16 protein-coding genes are annotated in these 19732 nt (G+C 33.3%); 15 read left to right on the top strand and 1 reads right to left on the bottom strand.

What is annotated here, in order from left to right; all coding sequences use genetic code 11:
* Positions 1 to 84 precede the first annotated feature (84 nt).
* Both BSF41_RS19475 and BSF41_RS19470 read left to right on the top strand, forming a co-directional pair.
* Entirely contained in the window at positions 85 to 477 is a 393-nt protein-coding gene (locus BSF41_RS19475) for a DoxX family protein (protein WP_095931170.1), read from the top strand.
* A 19-nt stretch (positions 478 to 496) separates the two neighbouring features.
* Complete coding sequence (locus BSF41_RS19470) at positions 497 to 1231, top strand: DUF3667 domain-containing protein (RefSeq protein ID WP_095931169.1); 735 nt, start codon at positions 497 to 499, stop codon at positions 1229 to 1231.
* A 66-nt stretch (positions 1232 to 1297) separates the two neighbouring features.
* On the opposite strand, the gene ccsA is transcribed toward BSF41_RS19470, so the two are convergent.
* Positions 1298 to 4519 (bottom strand): cytochrome c biogenesis protein CcsA, encoded by a 3222-nt coding sequence (gene ccsA, locus BSF41_RS19465; RefSeq protein WP_095931168.1) that lies wholly within the window; start codon positions 4517 to 4519, stop codon positions 1298 to 1300.
* Between the two features lie 288 nt (positions 4520 to 4807).
* On the opposite strand from ccsA, the gene BSF41_RS19460 reads away from it, so the two are divergent.
* The 13 genes from BSF41_RS19460 to BSF41_RS19400 all read left to right on the top strand — a co-directional run bounded on the left by BSF41_RS19460 (position 4808) and on the right by BSF41_RS19400 (position 19722).
* The gene (locus BSF41_RS19460; protein WP_095931167.1) at positions 4808 to 5569 is read left to right on the top strand and encodes a Rossmann-like and DUF2520 domain-containing protein; all 762 of its coding nucleotides are present in this window, start codon (positions 4808 to 4810) and stop codon (positions 5567 to 5569) included.
* Positions 5553 to 6080 (top strand): HAD family hydrolase, encoded by a 528-nt coding sequence (locus tag BSF41_RS19455; protein ID WP_095931166.1) that lies wholly within the window; start codon positions 5553 to 5555, stop codon positions 6078 to 6080. The genes BSF41_RS19460 and BSF41_RS19455 overlap by 17 nt, the downstream gene beginning before the upstream one ends.
* A gap of 87 nt (positions 6081 to 6167) precedes the next feature.
* Entirely contained in the window at positions 6168 to 7094 is a 927-nt protein-coding gene (locus BSF41_RS19450; RefSeq protein ID WP_095931165.1) for a geranylgeranylglycerol-phosphate geranylgeranyltransferase, read from the top strand.
* Entirely contained in the window at positions 7087 to 7671 is a 585-nt protein-coding gene (locus tag BSF41_RS19445) for a Maf-like protein (protein WP_095931164.1), read from the top strand. The genes BSF41_RS19450 and BSF41_RS19445 overlap by 8 nt, the downstream gene beginning before the upstream one ends.
* 10 nt (positions 7672 to 7681) lie before the next feature.
* Positions 7682 to 8212 (top strand): mechanosensitive ion channel domain-containing protein, encoded by a 531-nt coding sequence (locus tag BSF41_RS19440; RefSeq protein ID WP_095931163.1) that lies wholly within the window; start codon positions 7682 to 7684, stop codon positions 8210 to 8212.
* Between the two features lie 102 nt (positions 8213 to 8314).
* Positions 8315 to 9415 (top strand): AI-2E family transporter, encoded by a 1101-nt coding sequence (locus BSF41_RS19435; RefSeq protein WP_095931162.1) that lies wholly within the window; start codon positions 8315 to 8317, stop codon positions 9413 to 9415.
* Between the two features lie 78 nt (positions 9416 to 9493).
* Positions 9494 to 11326: a hypothetical protein gene (locus BSF41_RS19430; RefSeq protein WP_095931161.1), complete on the top strand. Its 1833-nt coding sequence runs from the start codon at positions 9494 to 9496 to the stop codon at positions 11324 to 11326.
* A 189-nt stretch (positions 11327 to 11515) separates the two neighbouring features.
* Positions 11516 to 12037 (top strand): hypothetical protein, encoded by a 522-nt coding sequence (locus BSF41_RS19425; protein ID WP_095931160.1) that lies wholly within the window; start codon positions 11516 to 11518, stop codon positions 12035 to 12037.
* Positions 12038 to 12247: 210 nt separating this feature from the next.
* The gene (locus tag BSF41_RS19420; protein ID WP_095931159.1) at positions 12248 to 13873 is read left to right on the top strand and encodes a hypothetical protein; all 1626 of its coding nucleotides are present in this window, start codon (positions 12248 to 12250) and stop codon (positions 13871 to 13873) included.
* A 180-nt stretch (positions 13874 to 14053) separates the two neighbouring features.
* A complete protein-coding gene (locus BSF41_RS19415) occupies positions 14054 to 16585 on the top strand; it encodes a PIG-L family deacetylase (RefSeq protein WP_095931158.1) in 2532 nt (843 codons plus the stop codon).
* Positions 16586 to 16698: 113 nt separating this feature from the next.
* Complete coding sequence (locus BSF41_RS19410; RefSeq protein ID WP_095931157.1) at positions 16699 to 18423, top strand: sodium:solute symporter; 1725 nt, start codon at positions 16699 to 16701, stop codon at positions 18421 to 18423.
* A 3-nt stretch (positions 18424 to 18426) separates the two neighbouring features.
* Positions 18427 to 18915 (top strand): hypothetical protein, encoded by a 489-nt coding sequence (locus tag BSF41_RS19405; protein ID WP_095931156.1) that lies wholly within the window; start codon positions 18427 to 18429, stop codon positions 18913 to 18915.
* Positions 18916 to 19119: 204 nt separating this feature from the next.
* Positions 19120 to 19722 (top strand): hypothetical protein, encoded by a 603-nt coding sequence (locus tag BSF41_RS19400; protein WP_095931155.1) that lies wholly within the window; start codon positions 19120 to 19122, stop codon positions 19720 to 19722.
* The last annotated feature ends 10 nt before the right edge of the window (positions 19723 to 19732 follow it).

The raw sequence follows: 19732 nt of genomic DNA, 5'->3' as shown, positions 1-19732 counted from the left end.
AACTCATTTTTCATAAAAAGCTAAAACGCATATTCAGAGTAATATGCGTTTTTTTATTACTTTTAATTCACCAAAAACCAATTTATGAGTGCAAATTTACTTTTGAGAATTGCTGTGGCTATTATCCTTTTAACTCATTCCGTTTTTGGAATGTTCAATAACGGTATAAATGATTTCGGAAATCTTTTTCTCAACCAAATCGGTTTTGCTTCTTATGGCGTGTTTCTAGCCTGGAGTATCAAATTATCTCATGTTGTTGCGGCGGTACTTTTGTTAGCAAACAAATATGTTAAACTTGCTGGTTTTGTAACCATTTTTGTTCTTATAATGGGAATTGTTTTAGTGCATTTTAAAGAAGGCTGGTTTGTTGTAGGCGGCGGAAGAAACGGTGTCGAATATAATTTTCTGCTGATAATAGTTTTATTGGCGATTATGTATCCTAACGGAATCATAAGAAAGCAAAAAAGTAATTCATAAAACCAAATATGGAACTGAAATGGAAATAATATGCAAAAATTGCCATCAGGTTTTTAGAGGTCATTATTGCAATAATTGCGGTCAGCCTGCAGAAACACACAAGATCAATATTCATTTTTTGTGGCACGACATTCAGCACGGTTTATTGCATTTTGATAAAGGTATTTTGTATTCTCTAAAACAATTGTTTACAAGGCCAGGCCATTCTATCCGCGAATTTATAGAAGGAAAAAGAGTTCGTCATTTTAAGCCTTTATCATTGGTTGTGGTTCTTGCGACGCTTTATGGGGTTTTGTATCATTATTTTCACATTAATACTTTTGATTCGGTAAAGAGTCCAAACATAGATTCTGATTATTTAAACGAATTTTTCGCGACCCATTTCTCATGGGTAACAGTAGCTTCCATTCCTATTTATACTATTGGTACGTATCTCGTTTTTAGAAAACAAGGTTATAATTTTGTGGAACTTTTTGTGCTTAATACTTTCAAAGCTGCACAAAGAATTTCTGTACAGCTATTAACAATACCAGCGTTGATTTTTTTCAATCATACTTCACACATACAGCAGTATACTTACGCCATGTATATTATTGGTATTGTTTTAATCTTTTGGACCAATATTCAGTTCTTCAATAAAATATCTAAAACAAAAGCATTTTTATTATCCATATTAAGCCACCTTATCTTTTTAATCTGCTTTTTAATACTAACTGCTATTGTGCTTCTTCTCTCGGGTAAATTTTCAGATTAGAAATATAAAAAAAGGCTCAACATAGTGTTGAGCCTTTCTTATGAATTAATAATTATTGTAAATTATTTATTTCTTTACTTTTTTAGTTTTGTAGTATTTATGATATTTTGGATACGTAATTGCTCCAATTATACTAATGGCAATTAGTAAATAATATACCCAGTTTAATGAATGTGCTTCTCCGCTTGCATAAGAATGCAGACCAACTAAGTGAAAATTCACTCCATAATAAGTAAATAAGATCGAAATAAAAGCAAACATACTCATTAAGTTAAAGAACCATTTTCCTCTTAGCGCAGGTACAAAACGAGCGTGAATAACAAAGGCATAAACCATAATTGAAATTAAAGCCCAAGTTTCTTTTGGATCCCATCCCCAGTAACGTCCCCAACTTTCATTTGCCCATTGTCCGCCAAGGAAATTTCCAATAGTCAACATAATAAGACCAATTGTTAAGGCCATTTCATTGATATAGCTTATTTCTTTAATATGTAAGTCCATTTTAGTTTTGTTTTTCTCAGTTGTAAAGAAAATCAATACAAGACCAACAAAACCTAAAATCATTCCTAATGCAAATGGGCCGTAACTAGCCACGATTACTGCAACGTGAATCATTAACCAGTAAGAATTAAGCACCGGCTGTAAATTTGCAATTTCAGGGTCAATCCAGTTCATATAAGCAGCCATCAAAATCATTGCTGTAACAAATGCAGATGAAGCAACTGTTAATTTAGATTTTCTATCAAAAGCAAGTCCGAAGAACATAGTTGCCCAAGCCACATATACAATAGATTCGTACGCGTTACTCCAAGGTGCGTGTCCAGAAATATACCAGCGTGCAATTAATCCTACCGTATGAAGTGCAAACAATAATCCCACCATAACGTGGAAAACGTTTACGGTAACACGAAGCCATTTTTTCTCAAAGAAAATATTTAAAATCGTAAATATTAACATCAAAATAGCTACTGTAATATACCAGTAAGGCAAAACTTTAAATACATCATACTTATTGTAAGCAATCTCTGCATCGATTTTTTGCTCACTTGGTCTTACTTTAGCTCCAAATTTCTTTTGAAAACCATTGATGCTTTCTACTAAATTATCTGCTGTATCGAAGTTTTTTTCGATAGAACCGTTATTTAAAGCGCTAAAATATAACGGAAGAATTTGTTTTACGTAAGTAGAATCCATTCCTTTAAAACCAGCACTTTCACGCTCTAAATAAGAAACCCATTTGTGGTTTGGATCATTTGGAATTGGGAAGATTCTTAAAATACTTCCGCTTAATGCCGATTCCATTAAGTTTACTTTTTTATCAGTCTCAACAAAATCTTTCTCAAAATTATTCGGATTTGCTGCTTTGTAAGCTGCATCTAAATAAGGAGATAATTTATAATTTCCTTGTTCATCAAAGAATTTTACAAAAGGAGCGTATTGATCTTTAGAATCGATTCCGATAATTTTACGAATACTGTCATTTCCAGATTTAATATAAATCAAAGGAACTTGAATCCAAACCTGCGCATATTGCGTCATAGATAAGAAAACCTGATCAGAATTCATTTCGTTATATTTATCACTATGACTTACTTTACGAAGTAATTCAGATGAAAATGTATTGATTGGCTTCATTCTTCCGCCAGCATCCTGAATAATCAAACGACCAAATTTTGCTGCGTGTGCTTCTGGCGCTTTGTAAATATTCAATAAAGAATCTAACTGTTTCTTGCTTGGTGGAGCCGTAACGTGATTGGCATGATCATTTGAATCTGCAGTATGCTCATGGTCATGATCATGATCGTGTGAATGAACATGAGGTGTTTGCTGTGCAAATCCGTTCAAACTAATCAATAAAACTAAAATAGTAATTAGCTTTTCTTTTTTCTTCTGAATGGCTTCTAATTTCTTTTTCAAATCACCAAAACGAGAATATTTAGTAAACATAATTGCCATTAAACCAATGTATAATAGATAATAACCAAAATAAGTAATGTTTGTCCCCCAGAAGTCATGGTTTACAGATAGAACAGTTCCTTTTTCGTCTGGATCAAATGAAGATTGGAAGAAACGGAATCCTTTATAATCTAAAACGTGATTCATAAAAATATCAGCATCAAAAGTTTCTGTTGAATCTTGAACAGTTACTTTACTTTTGTATGAAGAATAACTTTTTTCTGTTCCAGGATATTTCTCTGCAATAAAATCGTTCAAACGAACTTTAAATGGCAAAATATAAGCTTTACTTCCGTAAAATAAAGAATATTCTATGTTGCCAATTTTTACTGTTTTAGCTTCTCCAACTTGTCCTTTAGAACCAAAAAGCATCACTTCTTTTTCTTGTCCTTCTGCTTTTACTTTAACTACTAAAGCGTCAGAATGAGATTTTGCTTTAAAATCATTATTCGATTCATAATCCACTTTTCCTTTCAATGGAGGCTCTGGAAATACAATTCTAATATCTCCAATGCTATATAATGAGCGCATCATTAAAGGCTGTACATTATCTTTTGTAACTTTTCCTTTAAATTGATCTGCCATTCGCATAAATTCACCCTCAAACGGAGTTTGGATTGTATATTCTTTTCCAGTTGTATTGATGTTAATGGCACCGTCTGTCTGCTTATTTAAAGCAAATAAAACATTGTGAATGTTCTGAACTTCACCTTCTTTTAGGTAATGTTCTTCTCGCCCACCCGCTCCGGCTTCAACTAGTTTAAGGTATAAAGTTCCGTTTGGATCTGGCTTAACCACTTCTTTTGCTCCCATGATATAGTTCGAATAGGTCACTTCAAAAGGAGTTTCGTCAAATTTTCCTGAAATGCTAAAATCATTATTGGTAACAGGAGACAATAAAAGATTTTTTTCAAAAACCCTTCTTTTCATTTCCCCTTTATATTCGCCATCAGCAAAAATGGTTAAAAAGGTTTTATCTGAATATACTTGGTTTTCTGCCGCGCCTTCGCGAATTGGCATCATTCCTTCGTAACTAATATATCTTGTAATAAAAGCTCCTAAAAGGATAAAAACAAAAGCAAGGTGTAATAAAAGAGTTGCCCATTTTTCTTTTTTATGCAATTGATATCTTTTGATATTTCCGAAGAAATTCAGCATAAAGATGGCCATAATTGCCTCAAACCACCAAGTATTGTAAATTAGTATTCTAGCCGTATCGGTATTGTATTTACTTTCGATAAAAGTTCCAATACCCATTGCAATTGCGAATGTTAAAAAAAGAACGGCCATTAATCGTGTAGAAAACAAAAAAGAGAATATTTTTTTATCCATTTCTTAGGAATTACATTGTATAAAAGTGCGACAAAAGTACTTAAAAATGTTGATTAGCAGGCTTTGCCTTTTGTTAATAAAAACCAAAAATAAGGACTATTTTTTAAACGAATTGGTAATATAGAAAGTTTAAACCTACAAAACAGATGTACTTTTTTTGAATAATTGTTTTTAGCTAAAAAGTGTTAGAATTCTAACCAAAACCAGAAGACAATAAAAACTTCAAAAAAGCATTATCAATATTCAATAGTCTCCCGCATTAAAAAAAATAATACTAATTTTGCTTTCATGATTCAGATAACAATAATCGGTTCCGGCAATGTTGCACAGCATTTGATAAAGGCTTTTTCTGCCAGCAAAATTGTTGAAATTAAGCAGGTTTTTTCACGAAAGAAAGAAGCCTTACTTCATCTTATTGATTCTGAAAAGATTGTAACCGATTTTCAAGCATTAGAACCTACTGATTTGCATATTATTTCAGTTTCAGATAATGCCATTACAGAAGTTTCAGAACAGCTTCCGTTTAACAATCAATTGGTGGTTCATACTTCTGGAACATCTTCAATTGAACTTTTAGATCCTAAAAACAGACGTGGTGTTTTTTATCCGCTTCAGACATTTTCTAAAAATAAAGAATTAGATTATTCTGTTGTTCCTTTTTGTCTAGAAGCAGAAAATACAGCCGATTTCAAACTTTTAGAAACCATTGCAAAAAGTGTTTCAACTGCGGTTTATTCTATAAGTTCAGAACAGCGCAAGGCACTTCATGTTGCTGCGGTATTTGTAAGCAATTTTACGAATCACTTGTACCAAATGGGACACGAAATCTGCGAAGAAAATCAGGTTCCTTTTGCTGTTTTAAAGCCTTTAATTCAAGAGACAGCAGATAAAATCAATACACTCGATCCTATTGATGCACAAACAGGCCCAGCGATACGCCATGATTCTAACACAACCAATGCGCATATGGCCTTTTTACAAGACGAAAACAAAAAAAATATCTATAAAATCCTAACACAATCTATACAGCATAATGGGAAAAAGTTATAAAGAAATAATGAATGACATCACAACGTTTGTTTTTGATGTAGATGGCGTACTTACAGATGGTTCTGTTTTTGTAACCAATGAAGGCGAAATGTTAAGAACAATGAACATTCGTGATGGTTATGCAATGAAAGCGGCTATTGAAAGCGGTTACCATGTATGCATTATTTCTGGCGGAAGCAACGAAGGCGTTCGTGTTCGTCTTCGTAATTTGGGCGTTAATGACATTCATTTAGGAACTCCTGATAAAGTAAAAACGTTTAACGCTTACTGCGAAAGCAACAATATTAAACCAGAAAATGTGTTGTATATGGGAGACGATATCCCTGATTTTCATGTAATGAAATTAGTTGGACTTCCAACTTGTCCGCAAGATGCTAGCCCAGAAATTAAAACGCTTTGCCATTATATTTCACACGTAAAAGGCGGACGTGGCGCTGCGAGAGACGTTATCGAGCAAGTGATGAAAGTGCAAGGAAAATGGATGGATTATTTTAACGGAAAACACGATTAAGTAATCAGTCGCAGTTTTCAGTTCCCAGTATCCATTTTGAAAAAAAACTTAGTACCTTAGAATCTTAGCCTCTCAGAACCTTAGAATATGAAATTCCTAAAACTTATTCGTTATAAAAACCTTTTAATGCTTGCTTTTATGCAGCTGCTTTTTCGCTATGCCTTTTTAAAACAACAGCAAGTTCCGCTGGCATTGGCTGACTGGCAATATGGATTGCTGGTTTTAAGCACTGTTTTATTAGCCGCTGCAGGTTATGTAATTAATAATATTTACGATGTGGGAACTGATAGCATCAACAAACCGCAAAATGTTGTCGTTGGAAAAGGAATTACAGAAACGGCTGCTTATAATATTTATATAGGTTTAAATATTTCTGGCGTTGCAATTGGTTTTATTTTGTCGAATATTATTATGAGGCCGACTTTTGCATCCCTTTTTATTCTAATAGCTTCGCTTCTATATTTTTATGCGACGAGTCTAAAACAAATTATGATTTTAGGCAATTTTGTAGTCGCATTGCTTTTAGCGACAAGCGTATTAATTATTGGGGTTTTTGATCTTTTTCCTGCTACTACAGGCGAAAATCAAGCCCAAATGGCAAGTCTTTTTTCTATTCTGATAGACTATGCCTTATTTGCTTTTATGATTAATTTTATTCGTGAAATTATAAAAGATATCGAAGATGTAAATGGCGATTACAATATGGGAATGAATACATTACCTGTTGCAATAGGAGTTAATAGAGCGGCCAAAATCGCTTTGGGCTTTGCCGTTGTTGCGTTTATTATGTGTGCGCTTTATTGCAATACGTACTTCATGCAAAACAAGCTTTACATTTCAGTATTTTATGCTTTTGCCACTGTTTTAGCGCCTTTGCTTTATTTTATAGTAAAAATATTCAGTGCAAAATCTCAAAAGGAATTTCATCATTTAAGCAACATCTTAAAACTTATCTTATTCTTCGGAATCTTATCAATCTTGGTTATTGCCTTAAATATCAAATACAATGCTTAAAGAAAAACTAAAAAAGTATAAAATCATTTTAGCTTCGGGTTCTCCTCGCAGACAGCAATTTTTTAAGGATTTAGACCTTGATTTTGAAATTCGCTTAAAAGACGTTGAAGAAATTTATCCGCCAGAATTAAAAGCGGTAGAAATTACCGATTATCTAGCCGAATTAAAGGCCAGCGCTTTTGAAGGAGAATTGAAAGAAAACGAAATCTTGGTTACAAGCGATACCATTGTTTGGCACCAGAATAAAGCTTTAGGAAAGCCTAAAAGTGCCGAAGAAGCATTTGAAATGATTAAATCGATGTCTAATGCAACTCATGAAGTCATTACTTCTGTTTGTTTTAAAACTTCAGATTCCTCTACTCTTTTGCACGATATTACAAAAGTAACCTTCAACGATTTGTCAGACGAAGCTATTTTGTATTATATAGAAAACTACAAACCTTACGATAAAGCTGGTGCTTATGGTATTCAGGAATGGTTTGGTTTTATGGCAGTTGCAAAAGTAGAAGGTTCTTATACCAATGTAATGGGGCTTCCGACAGCCAAAGTTTACGAATTTTTGACTACATTAGTGTAAAAATTTATTTATGTTTTCTTTTAAAGAGTATAGCCGAGAAATAATAGCGACAATCATTCTTATTGGTGTTTTGATTGTATTACGTATAGTAATTGCTAAACTAATAAAGCGTTTTGCGGCTACAAGTCAATTATTTGAACATCGCACCAATCTGGTTATTAAGTATATTAATATTTTAATGAATATACTTCTTGTAACCATTTTGATCATAATCTGGGGAGTTCAGACAGAAGATATTTTTATTACCATTTCTTCTATTGCAACTGTAATTGGTGTTGCTATGTTTGCGCAATGGTCGATTTTAAGCAATATTACTTCCGGAATGGTTTTATTCTTTTCCTTTCCTTTTAGAATTGGGGATACGATTAAAATTCATGATAAAGATTTTCCAATTGAAGCTGAAATCGAAGACATTAATACCTTTCATGTAAGCTTAAAAACAAAAGAAGGAGAAAAAATTGTTTTCCCGAACAATTTACTGCTTCAAAAAGGAATTTCGATTATTCCAGCAAAATATGAAGAGCGAGAGTTTTTTGACTAAAATGTAATGGGAATTTTATAACGGGCGCGAGAAAAGCTAGAACGTAAAAAGACAAATAAAGTGTAATATTTGTTTTATAAATTCAGCTAAATAAAATAAAAAATGACTCGGCCAATAACATTACCCTTTTATGCAAAACTTTCTTTTATTCTTGTAACTTTAATTTGTTTTGCATTCATTTTTTGTCTCGGAAAAGATATTCTTACGCCCATTTTAATGGCATTTTTATTTGCCGTTTTACTCCTTCCGATTTTTACTTTTCTAAAGACCAAACTTAAGTTTCCAAGGCACCTCGCTGCTATAGTCTGTCTTGCTATTTTCATTTCTATTGTGGTCGGAATTCTAGTTTTTATTTCCTACCAAGTCACTTATATGGCCAATGATTTTGAAACTATAAAGAAAAATGCAAACTCCTTTATTGTCGAAATTCATAAGTTTATAAGAGAAAATTTTCAGGTAAGCATTGGCGAACAGAAAAAATATCTGGATTCTGTTACAAAAGATTCGGTCAAAACGGGTCAGGCTAAACTAGGTTCGTTTATAATTTCGATAAGCGATGTTCTTTTGGACAGTACCATTATGATCATTTACACTTTTTTGTTTTTGATTTATAAAGAGCATTTTAAACTGTTTTTTGCCAAGTTAATCAAACAAGAAAATCATGGAATTTTGCAGGATATTTTATCTCAGATAAAAGTTTCAATCAACAATTACATCGTCAGTTTAATTATCGAAATGATTGTTGTTTCGGTATTGACGAGTTTAGGTTTGTGGATCATTGGCGTGAAATACTTCGTCCTTCTCGGATTGATTACAGGAATTTTGAACTTGATTCCTTATATCGGAATTTTTATTGCTGGAATTATTACCGTTCTGGCATCGTTAACAGGATCTGGAGAAATTTCAGTAATCCTCGGAATTCTAATTGTAAACGTTATTGTTCAGTTTATTGATAATAATCTCCTTGTGCCGTTAATTATTAATTCTAAAGTAGAAATAAATGCTTTTGTGTCTATTATGGGAATTATTGTCGGAGGTGCCGCAGCTGGAATTGCCGGAATGTTTTTAGCTATTCCGCTTTTGGCTATTTTGAAAATTATTTTTGATCGAATTGATTCGCTTTCTGCTTGGGGTTATCTAATGGGAAATCATGTTCCGCGAAAATTTGCTTGGAGAAAGAGAAAAATTACAACAGAAAATTAAAAATAACGTTATGCTAGCATAGCATCTGTTTATTCCTTAAATTCATAAAACTTAAAACTATTAGAAGAAAATTACCGAATGTCTTTAAACAATAAAATACTGTTTTTTATTTTGCTGTGCTTTTGTTTACAAAGCGGGTATGCGCAGGTAAATGATAATAAAAAAGAGCCTAAAAAAGAGAAAGATACTACGGAAATCTACACTAAGATTAGAAATTATTCTAAGAAAAATAAATTTACGCAGACCATGCATAAATTATTCTTCAGATCTAAAAAACCGAAGAAAAAAGAAGAATTGCTTGTTCCTATTGATTCCACAAATTATGATGGGAAAATTATTCGAAAAATCAATATTATTACTCTGGATCCTTTTGGGTATTCTGTTGCCGATACTACTCTAACTCCGAAAAACTGGGGAGAAAGAATGGGTAACAGACTTCATTTAAAAACAAAGAAAATTGCCATTTACAACTTGTTGCTTTTTAAGAGAAATTCTCGTTACGATACCTACAAAGTTCTAGAGTCTGAGCGTTTGATTCGTGCGCAGCGCTATGTTACAGCGGTTAGAATTTCCAATCAGACAGTGGGTCAAGCTTCAGATTCTGTAGATGTTACCATTCGTGTTTTAGATTCCTGGAGTACAATTCCGAGGTTTTCAATTTCGAGCAATCAAGTTTCGGTAGGTTTTAAAGAAAAAGATTTTTTTGGAAGTGGACAACAGCTTGAATATCGTTTTACCAACCGTTTTGATGACGGTCAAAATGCCAATGAAGTAACGTATACTGTTCCCAATATTAAGAATACCTATATAGGAACTGTTCTGCATTACAAAATGGATTTAGATAATAACTATATTAAAAGCATTGATATCGAACGAGACTTCTACTCTCCCCTGACCAAATGGGCTGGCGGATTTTATATGGATGAAAGTTTTAGAAAAGATACGCTTCAGGCTCCAGATTCTACATTTGCTTATCAACCCAAAAAATATACCTCACAAGATGTTTGGGCGGGGCGTGCTTTTAAAGTATTTGAAGACAATCACAAAGCCATAACAAACCTTGTTACTACTGCTCGTTTTTTGAATGTCAATTACAGTGAGTCGCCATCTGATCTTTACGATCCGAATCATTTTTATTCTTCTGAAAAGCTAATTCTGAGTGGAATTGGTCTCAATACAAGAAAATTTATCAAAGACAGCTATATTTTTAGAAACGGACAAACAGAAGACGTACCGATAGGAAGAATATATGGTGTTACTTTTGGATATCAGTACAAAAACACTTTTTGGCGGCCTTATGTTGGGGCTCAATTCTCTTTTGGAAATTATTACCGTTTAGGTTTTTTAAGTATGAATTTTGAAGCAGGCACTTTTTTTCATCAATCCAAAACTTACCAAACTTCCTTTCTGTTTGAATCCAATTATTTTACAAAATTATTTAGCGTCGGAAATTGGAAAATCAGACAATTCGTAAATCCGAAAGTGGTAATTGGAATAAATCGTGATGACATAATTGGAGATCAGCTGAATATAAATGAAGGAAACGGAATTCCTGGATTTAACAGTTATTTGTATGGAACCAGCAAAGCTGTTTTATCACTACAGACACAAACGTATTCGCCACACTCTTTACTTGGATTTCGTTTAAACCCATTTTTCAATTATTCCATTGCAGTATTAGGAAGTCCAGAAATGGCAATGACAAAGAGTAAGCCCTATTCTAAACTTACCGTAGGATTATTAATTAGTAATGACTACTTGGTTTTCAGTTCATTCCAGCTTTCGTTATCTTATTATCCAAGTATTCCGCAGCAAGGCGATAATGTTTTCAAAACCAATACTTTTGAAACTACCGATTACGGACTTCAAAGTTTCGAACTTGCAAAGCCTAGAGTTGTCAATTACAAATAATTTTTTTGTCTTTTTTTTGAAAAACTCTAAAAGCAACAAAAACCTTTAAAATCAATAAATTAACCATTTTCAACCGTTTTCTCTACTCGTTGAAATGCATTTTTACTCGACAAAATACATCTGCTTTTATTTTTTGGCACAGTATATGAATATCCCTGTTCAAGATTAACATTATAAAATTAAAAAAAGATGAAAACGATAAAATTAGCAATCGCCGGATTATTTCTAATGGTTGCAAACGCCACACAAGCTCAAGTATCGGTTAACGTAAATATTGGTGCTCCGCCAGCTTGGGGACCAGTAGGATATACAGAAATGGAATATTACTATCTTCCAGATGTTGAGGCTTACTACGATGTTCGTGCTGCTCAATTTATCTATTTCGGAGGAGGAAAATGGGTAAGAGCGACGTACTTACCTAGACAATATAGAAACTATGATTTGTATGGAGGTTACAAAGTAGTTTTAACAGATTATCACGGTAGAACTCCTTATACTTATTTTGACCGTCATAGAGTGAAATATTACAGAGGATACCACGGAGCTCCACAAAGACCATACAAACCAAGACCTGTATATGGTTACAGTGAACGTCGTCATTACGATCGTAAAGATTACAAACATTACGACAAACACAATAAACATGATAAACACCATGACAGACATGATCATGATGATCACGATCGTGGGCATGGACACGGTAGAAGATAATAATGCTAAATTACTAGCGATCAATACAAGAGAGTATCAAAAAAAACGATACTCTCTTTTTTTATGATTTGTTTAATGGGATCTTTTGTTAAAATGTTGTATATTCAATATAAACAACTGTATTACAGTAAGTTTCGCGTTAAAAATCTGATCTGTAATATATTTATAATATATATTTGCGCCGAATTTTAAAATCCAAAAAAGAAATTTATGAAAAAGAATGTTTATTTGCTTTCATTTTTAGCAATGTCACTGTTAATAGGTTGTGACGATAACAATGACAACAAAAACGATGGACAATCGTCAAATAACATTACCATTACCTCAGATCAATCTACATTAAACCAAAGACTTGACTTAACTAATTCTGGGGTAATCTCGATCGAAAATGGTGCTTTAGCAGGAAAATCTGCAGAGACTACCAACACTTCTTTTCCTCTTGTTCAAATTGCCGAAGTAAAACCACCAGTTGATGCAAACGGAAGAACGTTACAAGCTAGTCACGTTACTGTAAACGGAAATTACGCCTATGTTTCTTATATTATGAGAGGCGATGCTTATTCTGGAGCTATTGATGTGATTGATGTTTCTGATCCGTACAAACCAAAATTGGTCACTTCTGCCCTAATTCCAAGTACAGATATTACCTCTCTGACTTTTTCTGGATCAAATTTAATTATCGGAGCTGCTAAAGATGTAGACAAAGACACTCAACTAGCAGGGAATCCGGCAATTGTGTTTAATATGGAGTTAAGTTCAGGATTGCTTACAGATAAATTGAAAACAAATTACTTAGAAAGTAGAGTTACAACAGACGTAGCTGCTAATGCTTCTAATTATTTTGCTGTAACGGGAGACAACGGAAGTTTGTTTAAAGTAAACAGTTCTACAAAAGTAATTGCAGGAAAAGCTGCTATGGCCGATTTCCGTTCTATTGCTTTAACAAGCGATAAAGTTGTTACTTTAAGCGGAACTAAAGGAGTTAACATTTACAATCAATCGACTCTTGCATTGCAAAAGAGCTTTACAACTTCTGTAGACGTTAGTGGGGCAAAAAGAACGATGGATATCGACGGAACAAAACTTTTTGTTTCTGAAGGTCCAAATGGTCTTGGCGTATACGACATCAACAGTGGATCAAAGTTACAAACTATCGGAATCACAACTGCAGGCGAAGACAATGTAACCAATGCGGTTTCTTTTAATGATGGCTATGCTTTTGTTGCTAACGGAGCATTGGGACTTAATGTGTATCAATCTGCAACACAGCTAAATTTATTAGGTTCGGTTGGAATTGCAGGTTCTTCAAACTATGTAAAATCAAGCGGAAATTACATTTATGTAGCAAGCGGAACTGGCGGTTTGAAAATCATTAAAATGGAAAAACCAAATACTACTTTTGCGAGCTGTCTAACTTATGGTTTATACAATCAAGGGAGAGATTTGATTTTAAATTCTAATGATATAAAATCTTACCAAGGAGCAACAGCTATTAATTCGGCAATCATTAATTCTGGTGCAGTTTTAACACATTGTGGTTCTATTACTGTTCTTAGTAACTTAACACTAAATAGCGGTGGTACTTTTAACATGAGAGGAAGTTTATCTCAAGGTAAATACCAGCAATCATCTCCAACAGAATTAATTATGAATAGCAATGCTACATTGCAAGTTGAAGGATCTGTTGTAATTTGGGGAGATTTGAGATTGAATAGTGGCGCTAAAATCAATTTCATTGGAAATACTTCTTCTATCACTATTTACGGAAAAGTTACAAAAGGTACTGGCGTAACTATTACAGGAAACTACGTTGATACAGAAAACAAATTGAAATAAGCAGTAAACGGCATCAAATATATATTTTTAAGAAGCTGTCAGAACCAATCTGGCAGCTTTTTTTGTTTCATCATCTTAAAGAAAGGTATAATTATTGAGCGTTAACATTTCATTTAAATAATCTTCCATAAAATAATTACTATTTTTGGAATAATTTCAAAAAAACACCTAACACTCACCATGCGAAAAATACAGATTCAAATCTTTATTCTATTTTTTATAGGTTTTCAGATTTCATTTGCACAACAGCCGCAAAAACCAAATTCAGTTGAAATTTACAATCAAATTAAAAAACTAAACTTTTTAGGTTCTGTATTGTATGTTGCTGCGCATCCTGATGATGAGAACACCAGAATGATTTCGTATTTAGCCAATGATATGAACGCTAGAACAGGCTATTTATCATTGACTCGTGGTGATGGAGGACAAAACTTAATAGGCCCTCAATTACGTGAATTACTTGGTGTTATAAGAACACAGGAATTAATCGAAGCACGAAAAATTGACGGTGGCGAACAATTTTTCTCAAGAGCAAATGATTTTGGTTTTTCTAAAAATCCAGATGAAACTTTAGATATTTGGGATAAAGAAAAAGTCCTTGCCGATGTGGTTTGGACAATTAGAAAATTCCAACCCGATATTATTATCAATAGATTTGACCACCGCTCTCCTGGAACAACACACGGGCATCATACATCTTCTGCTATGTTGAGCGTTGAAAGTTTCAAATTAACAAACGATCCAAAAGTTTATCCCGAACAATTAAAATATGTTTCTCCTTGGCAGGTAAAACGCCAATTCTTCAATCCTTCTTGGTGGTTTTACGGAAGCCAAGAAAAATTTGATGCTGCCAATAAATCTAAATTTACGAAGTTAGAAACAGGCGTTTACTACACAGGAATAGGAAAATCAAATCAGGAAATCGCTGCTTTAAGCCGAAGCCGTCATCAGTCACAAGGTTTTGGAAGTACTGGTGTTCGCGGTGAAGAAACCGAATATTTAGAGCTAATTAATGGCGAAACCCCAAAAGAACGTGATAATTTATTTGATGGTATAGATACAAGCTGGAACCGTGTTAAAAACGGAAAACCAGTTGGAGATTTGATTTCTTCCATCATTTCAAAATACGATTTTAGCCATCCTTCTGCAAGTATTCCAGATTTAGTTAAAGCCTATGCAATGATTCAAGCTTTAGACGATACCCATTGGAAAGAGATTAAACTTGCTGCTATAAAAAACATTATCGCATCTTGTTCTGGTTTATATCTTGAAGCGGTTGCCAACGAACAAGAAGCAACGCCAGGAAGTACAATAAAATTAACTCTTGAAGCTATTAATAGATGTTCTATCGGAATGCAATTAATTAGTGTGACTACGCTTCCAGACAATCAAACAACAGCCCAAAACGTTGTATTGAAGAATAATAACGAAAACAAAATTAATCTACAACTGCAGCTTCCAAACAATATAGAATACACTCAGCCTTATTGGTTAAAAGAAAAAGCAACAGTTGGAATGTATACTGTTTCGAATCAAGAAATTATTGGTATACCAGATATTATTAGAGACACAAAAGTGGTTTTTAACATCAAAATCAATGAGGTGGAGATTCCGTTTGAGCGCACTGTTGTATACAAGTACAATGATGGTGTAAAAGGCGAAATGTACAATTTTCTTGATATCGTGCCAGAAGTTACGACTTCAATTTTAGAAAAAGTTTTAATTTTTGGAAATACCAAAAGCAAAATGGTTCCAGTAAAAGTTCGCGCTGGAAAAGATAATATAAAAGGAAATCTGCAATTAGAATTGCCTAAAAGCTGGTCTGTTTCTCCAAAAGAAATTCCGTTTGTTTTAGACAAAAAAGGTAACGAGCAAATCTTTTATTTTGAAGTAACGCCTCCAGTAAATCCAGAGGAAGTGACAGTAAAAAGTGTCGCAATTGTAGACAAAAAACGCTTTGACAAAGACCAAACTATTATTGATTTCAATCATATTACCAAACAAATGGTTTTAAAGCCTGCTGAATCAAAATGCATTAGAATTGATTTGAAAATTTCTGGCGATGCCATTGCTTACATTATGGGCGCTGGAGACGAAGTTCCAGAAAGTTTGACTCAAATGGGATATAAAGTTTCGATCTTAAAACCCGAAGAAATTACGCCAGAAAAATTAGATTCTTTCAGTACTGTAATTACCGGAATTCGTGCTTACAATACCGTAAATGCTTTGGCAAACAAGCAAAATATACTTTTCAATTTTGTAAAAAGCGGTAAAAACATGATTGTACAATACAACACAAACGGAAAATTAGTGACGGACAAAATTGCTCCTTATCCGTTGAAATTATCAAACGATCGTGTAACAGAAGAAAATGCTAAAATTACATTCTTAGCACCAAATCATCCTGTTTTAAATACGCCTAATAAAATATCTGAAAAAGATTTTCAAGGATGGACACAAGAACAAGGTCTATATTATCCAAACGAATATGATCCTGCCTTCACTCCTATTATTTCGTCGCACGATAAAGGAGAATCTCCAAAAGATGGAGCTCTTCTTGTCGCACCTTACGGAAAAGGATATTACATTTACACTGGTTTGAGTTTCTTTAGAGAATTGCCAGAAGGTGTTTCTGGAGCCTATCGATTATTATCGAATATTATTTCTCTAAAACAGCCAATTGAAGCTCCTAAACAAGATTTAAAGCAATAAATATGGAAGCTAAAAAAATAAAAAAATGGAAAAAAAGCTACACTTATGTTTTAGTAGCAAATGCAATCTATATTGCTATCTTTTTCTTAATCATGCAATTATACTCATAACCTATGCAGCTATTTGACTGGATCGTACTTATTGTTACACTTTTATTTATTGTTGGATACGGCTCTTGGAAAACCCGAGGAAGTAAAAACGTAGAAGATTTTATTTTAGGAAACAACGAAACACCTTGGTACACTGTAGGTCTTTCTGTAATGGCGACACAAGCGAGTGCAATTACATTTTTATCAACTCCAGGACAGGCTTATCATGACGGCATGGGGTTTGTGCAATTCTATTTTGGCTTGCCCATTGCGATGATCGTTATTTGTTTGACTTTTATTCCGCTCTATCATAAAAGCAAAGTTTATACGGCTTATGAATTTTTAGAAAAAAGATTTGATGTAAAAACCCGTTCGCTTGCTGCAATTTTATTTTTAGTGCAAAGAGGTTTAGGAACTGGTTTAACTATTTATGCTCCAGCAATTATCTTGTCTGCACTTCTAGGATGGAATTTAACTGTAATGAATATCATTATTGGAGTTTTAGTAATCATATATACCTTTTCTGGAGGAACAAAGGCGGTAAACGTTACGCAAAAACAGCAGATGTTTGTCATTATGTCTGGAATGTTTATCACGTTTTTCTTGATTCTGCATTATCTTCCAAACGATATGACTTTTAATAGTGCGCTGCATATTGCGGGAGCAAATGACAAAATGAATATTGTTGACTTTTCTTTTAATCCCGAAGAAAAATATACTTTTTGGAGTGGTATTACAGGAGGTTTCTTTTTAGCACTTGCCTATTTTGGTACAGACCAATCACAGGTGGGACGTTACTTATCTGGAAAATCAGTTCGAGAAAGTCAAATGGGATTAATCATGAACGGGCTTCTAAAAGTGCCAATGCAGTTCTTTATTCTTCTCACAGGGGTTATGGTTTTTGTATTTTTTCAGTTCAATCCAGTTCCTTTAAATTTTAATCCGAATAATAAAATTGCAATTGAGAAGTCGGCTTATAAACAAGAATATCATGTTTTAGAAGAAAAACTAGTGAAACTTTCTGAAGATAAAAAAGTTATTAATTTATTGTACATCGATCAGCTGAATCAAGACTACGACAATCCGATTTTACGTAAAGAATTGGTTGCGCTATCGAATAAAGAAAAAGATCTTCGCGATAAAGCCAAGGAAATAATTTCGAGAGCCGATAGTAATTCGGAAACCAACGATAAAGATTATGTATTTTTTCATTTTATTCTGCATTATTTGCCAAAAGGTCTAATCGGATTGTTATTGGCCGTTATTATTTCGGCTGCCATGTCTTCTACTGCTTCTGGATTAACTGCACTGGCTTCTACAACAGCAATAGATATTTACAAACGAAATCAGAAAGAAGAAAAGTCGGAGAAACATTATTTGCATGTTACCAAGTTTTTTACTCTTTTTTGGGGAGTTATAGCAATACTTTTTGCTTGCGTTGGAACTTTGTTTGAAAATTTAATTCAGCTTGTAAACATTATTGGTTCTATTTTCTACGGAACTGTTTTAGGAATCTTCCTTGTAGCTTTTTATACCAAAAGAGTTCAAGCAAAACCAATGTTTATCAGTGCTCTCATAAGTCAGTTTACGATTTTTGTAATTTATTATTTTATGGTTTACAGACAGGAGAAACTGGGTTATTTATGGCTTAATTTTATTGGAGCTATTTTGACTATTGTATTGGCGCTTTTACTTCAGTTTTTGTTCTTTAAAGGGAAATCGGATGATAATGAGTTAATGCTTGAATAAAAGATGATTCGAAAACTGTTTTTAGTACTATTATTATTATCATTCTCTCAGATAGAAAGTCAGAATCTTGATGCTTCTAATATAGTTGTAGACACTTCAATTTCTGCTCAATTATACACAAAATGTTTTGAGAATTTAAATCAAGGAAATGAAATTTTCTTGAAATATCCAGGATTTCAAAGTTCAAAATTTTGTTCATTAATCACTTGTTCTTTCCTTCTTTCATACAAAGAAGTTGATTTACAAATTGCTGGAGAGGAAAGATTAATTGGCATTGCTACTCAATTATTTAAAGAAGGAAATCCAGTTTATTTAATTAGCGGTTTAGATAGTTCTTTTGAAGCAGCTAAGAAAAATGAAAACTTAGAAGATGACAATCACATTGTTTATATTAGCTATTCCGATTGTATCAGTCCTGCATTTTTAAGAAAAGCGTCAGAAATTGTAAACCAACAGACTGATTCATTAATTAAACAAAAATCGCTCAAATAAGACCTGATGTCCTAGCCCTGATGGGAGCGGCATCCTTTTGTGGCGGGGTTCGCCACAAAAGATACAGCGGACAGCAGGAAATAGCTGCTTAAAATTCGGATAACTATTTTCTTCCAATACGATTCTTCATTTATTGTAAGTAAAAAAGACTATTTTAGTAAGTTGTAAAACTGACCTAAAACTAACCAATTTTAAGCTGAAGAAATGAAGATTTCAGACGATTTAGAAAAACTACTGCCATTTGGCTATCTCTTCTTGATTGTAATGGGGATACTAAAAGACAGTATTTATTATTATCAATTCGGAATTAATATCTTAAGGTATTCTACTATTATGGACGTTTTAATTAGTCCGATTGCTGAATTTACCTCAAACCCAATTATTCTTGGAGCTATCATTATACTTTTTTTGGTGCATTTTTATCTTCCTTCTTTTTTAGCGAAGAATAAAGATTTGGCCTTTGTAAAAAGATCTTTTGAACTAAAATCGACTGATGCATTATCTCCAGAAGAAACTAAAAGCTACTACAATGGCATTGCCATAAAATCGCTTATACTTTTTCTGTTGTCTTTTTTTCTTGGCTATGGTATGGCAGGAGGTTATTTTACTAAGAAAAAGCTAAAAGAAAACAAATTGGAGTACAGCTATCAAATGGATTTTAACGAAGGAGAATCTAAAAACGTTTTTGTTATTGGAAACAATAGTTTGTACTACTTTTATTTTGTCAAAGGAGATAAAAAAGTAAAAATTACTCCGCTAGCCGCTATAAAAAACATTGAACTGGTTGAGAACAGAATGATTGATTAATTATTGTTAT

The organism is Flavobacterium sp. ACN2, from assembly GCF_002303885.1.
GTDB lineage: Bacteria > Bacteroidota > Bacteroidia > Flavobacteriales > Flavobacteriaceae > Flavobacterium.
This window is presented reverse-complemented; position numbering and strand designations above follow the sequence as displayed.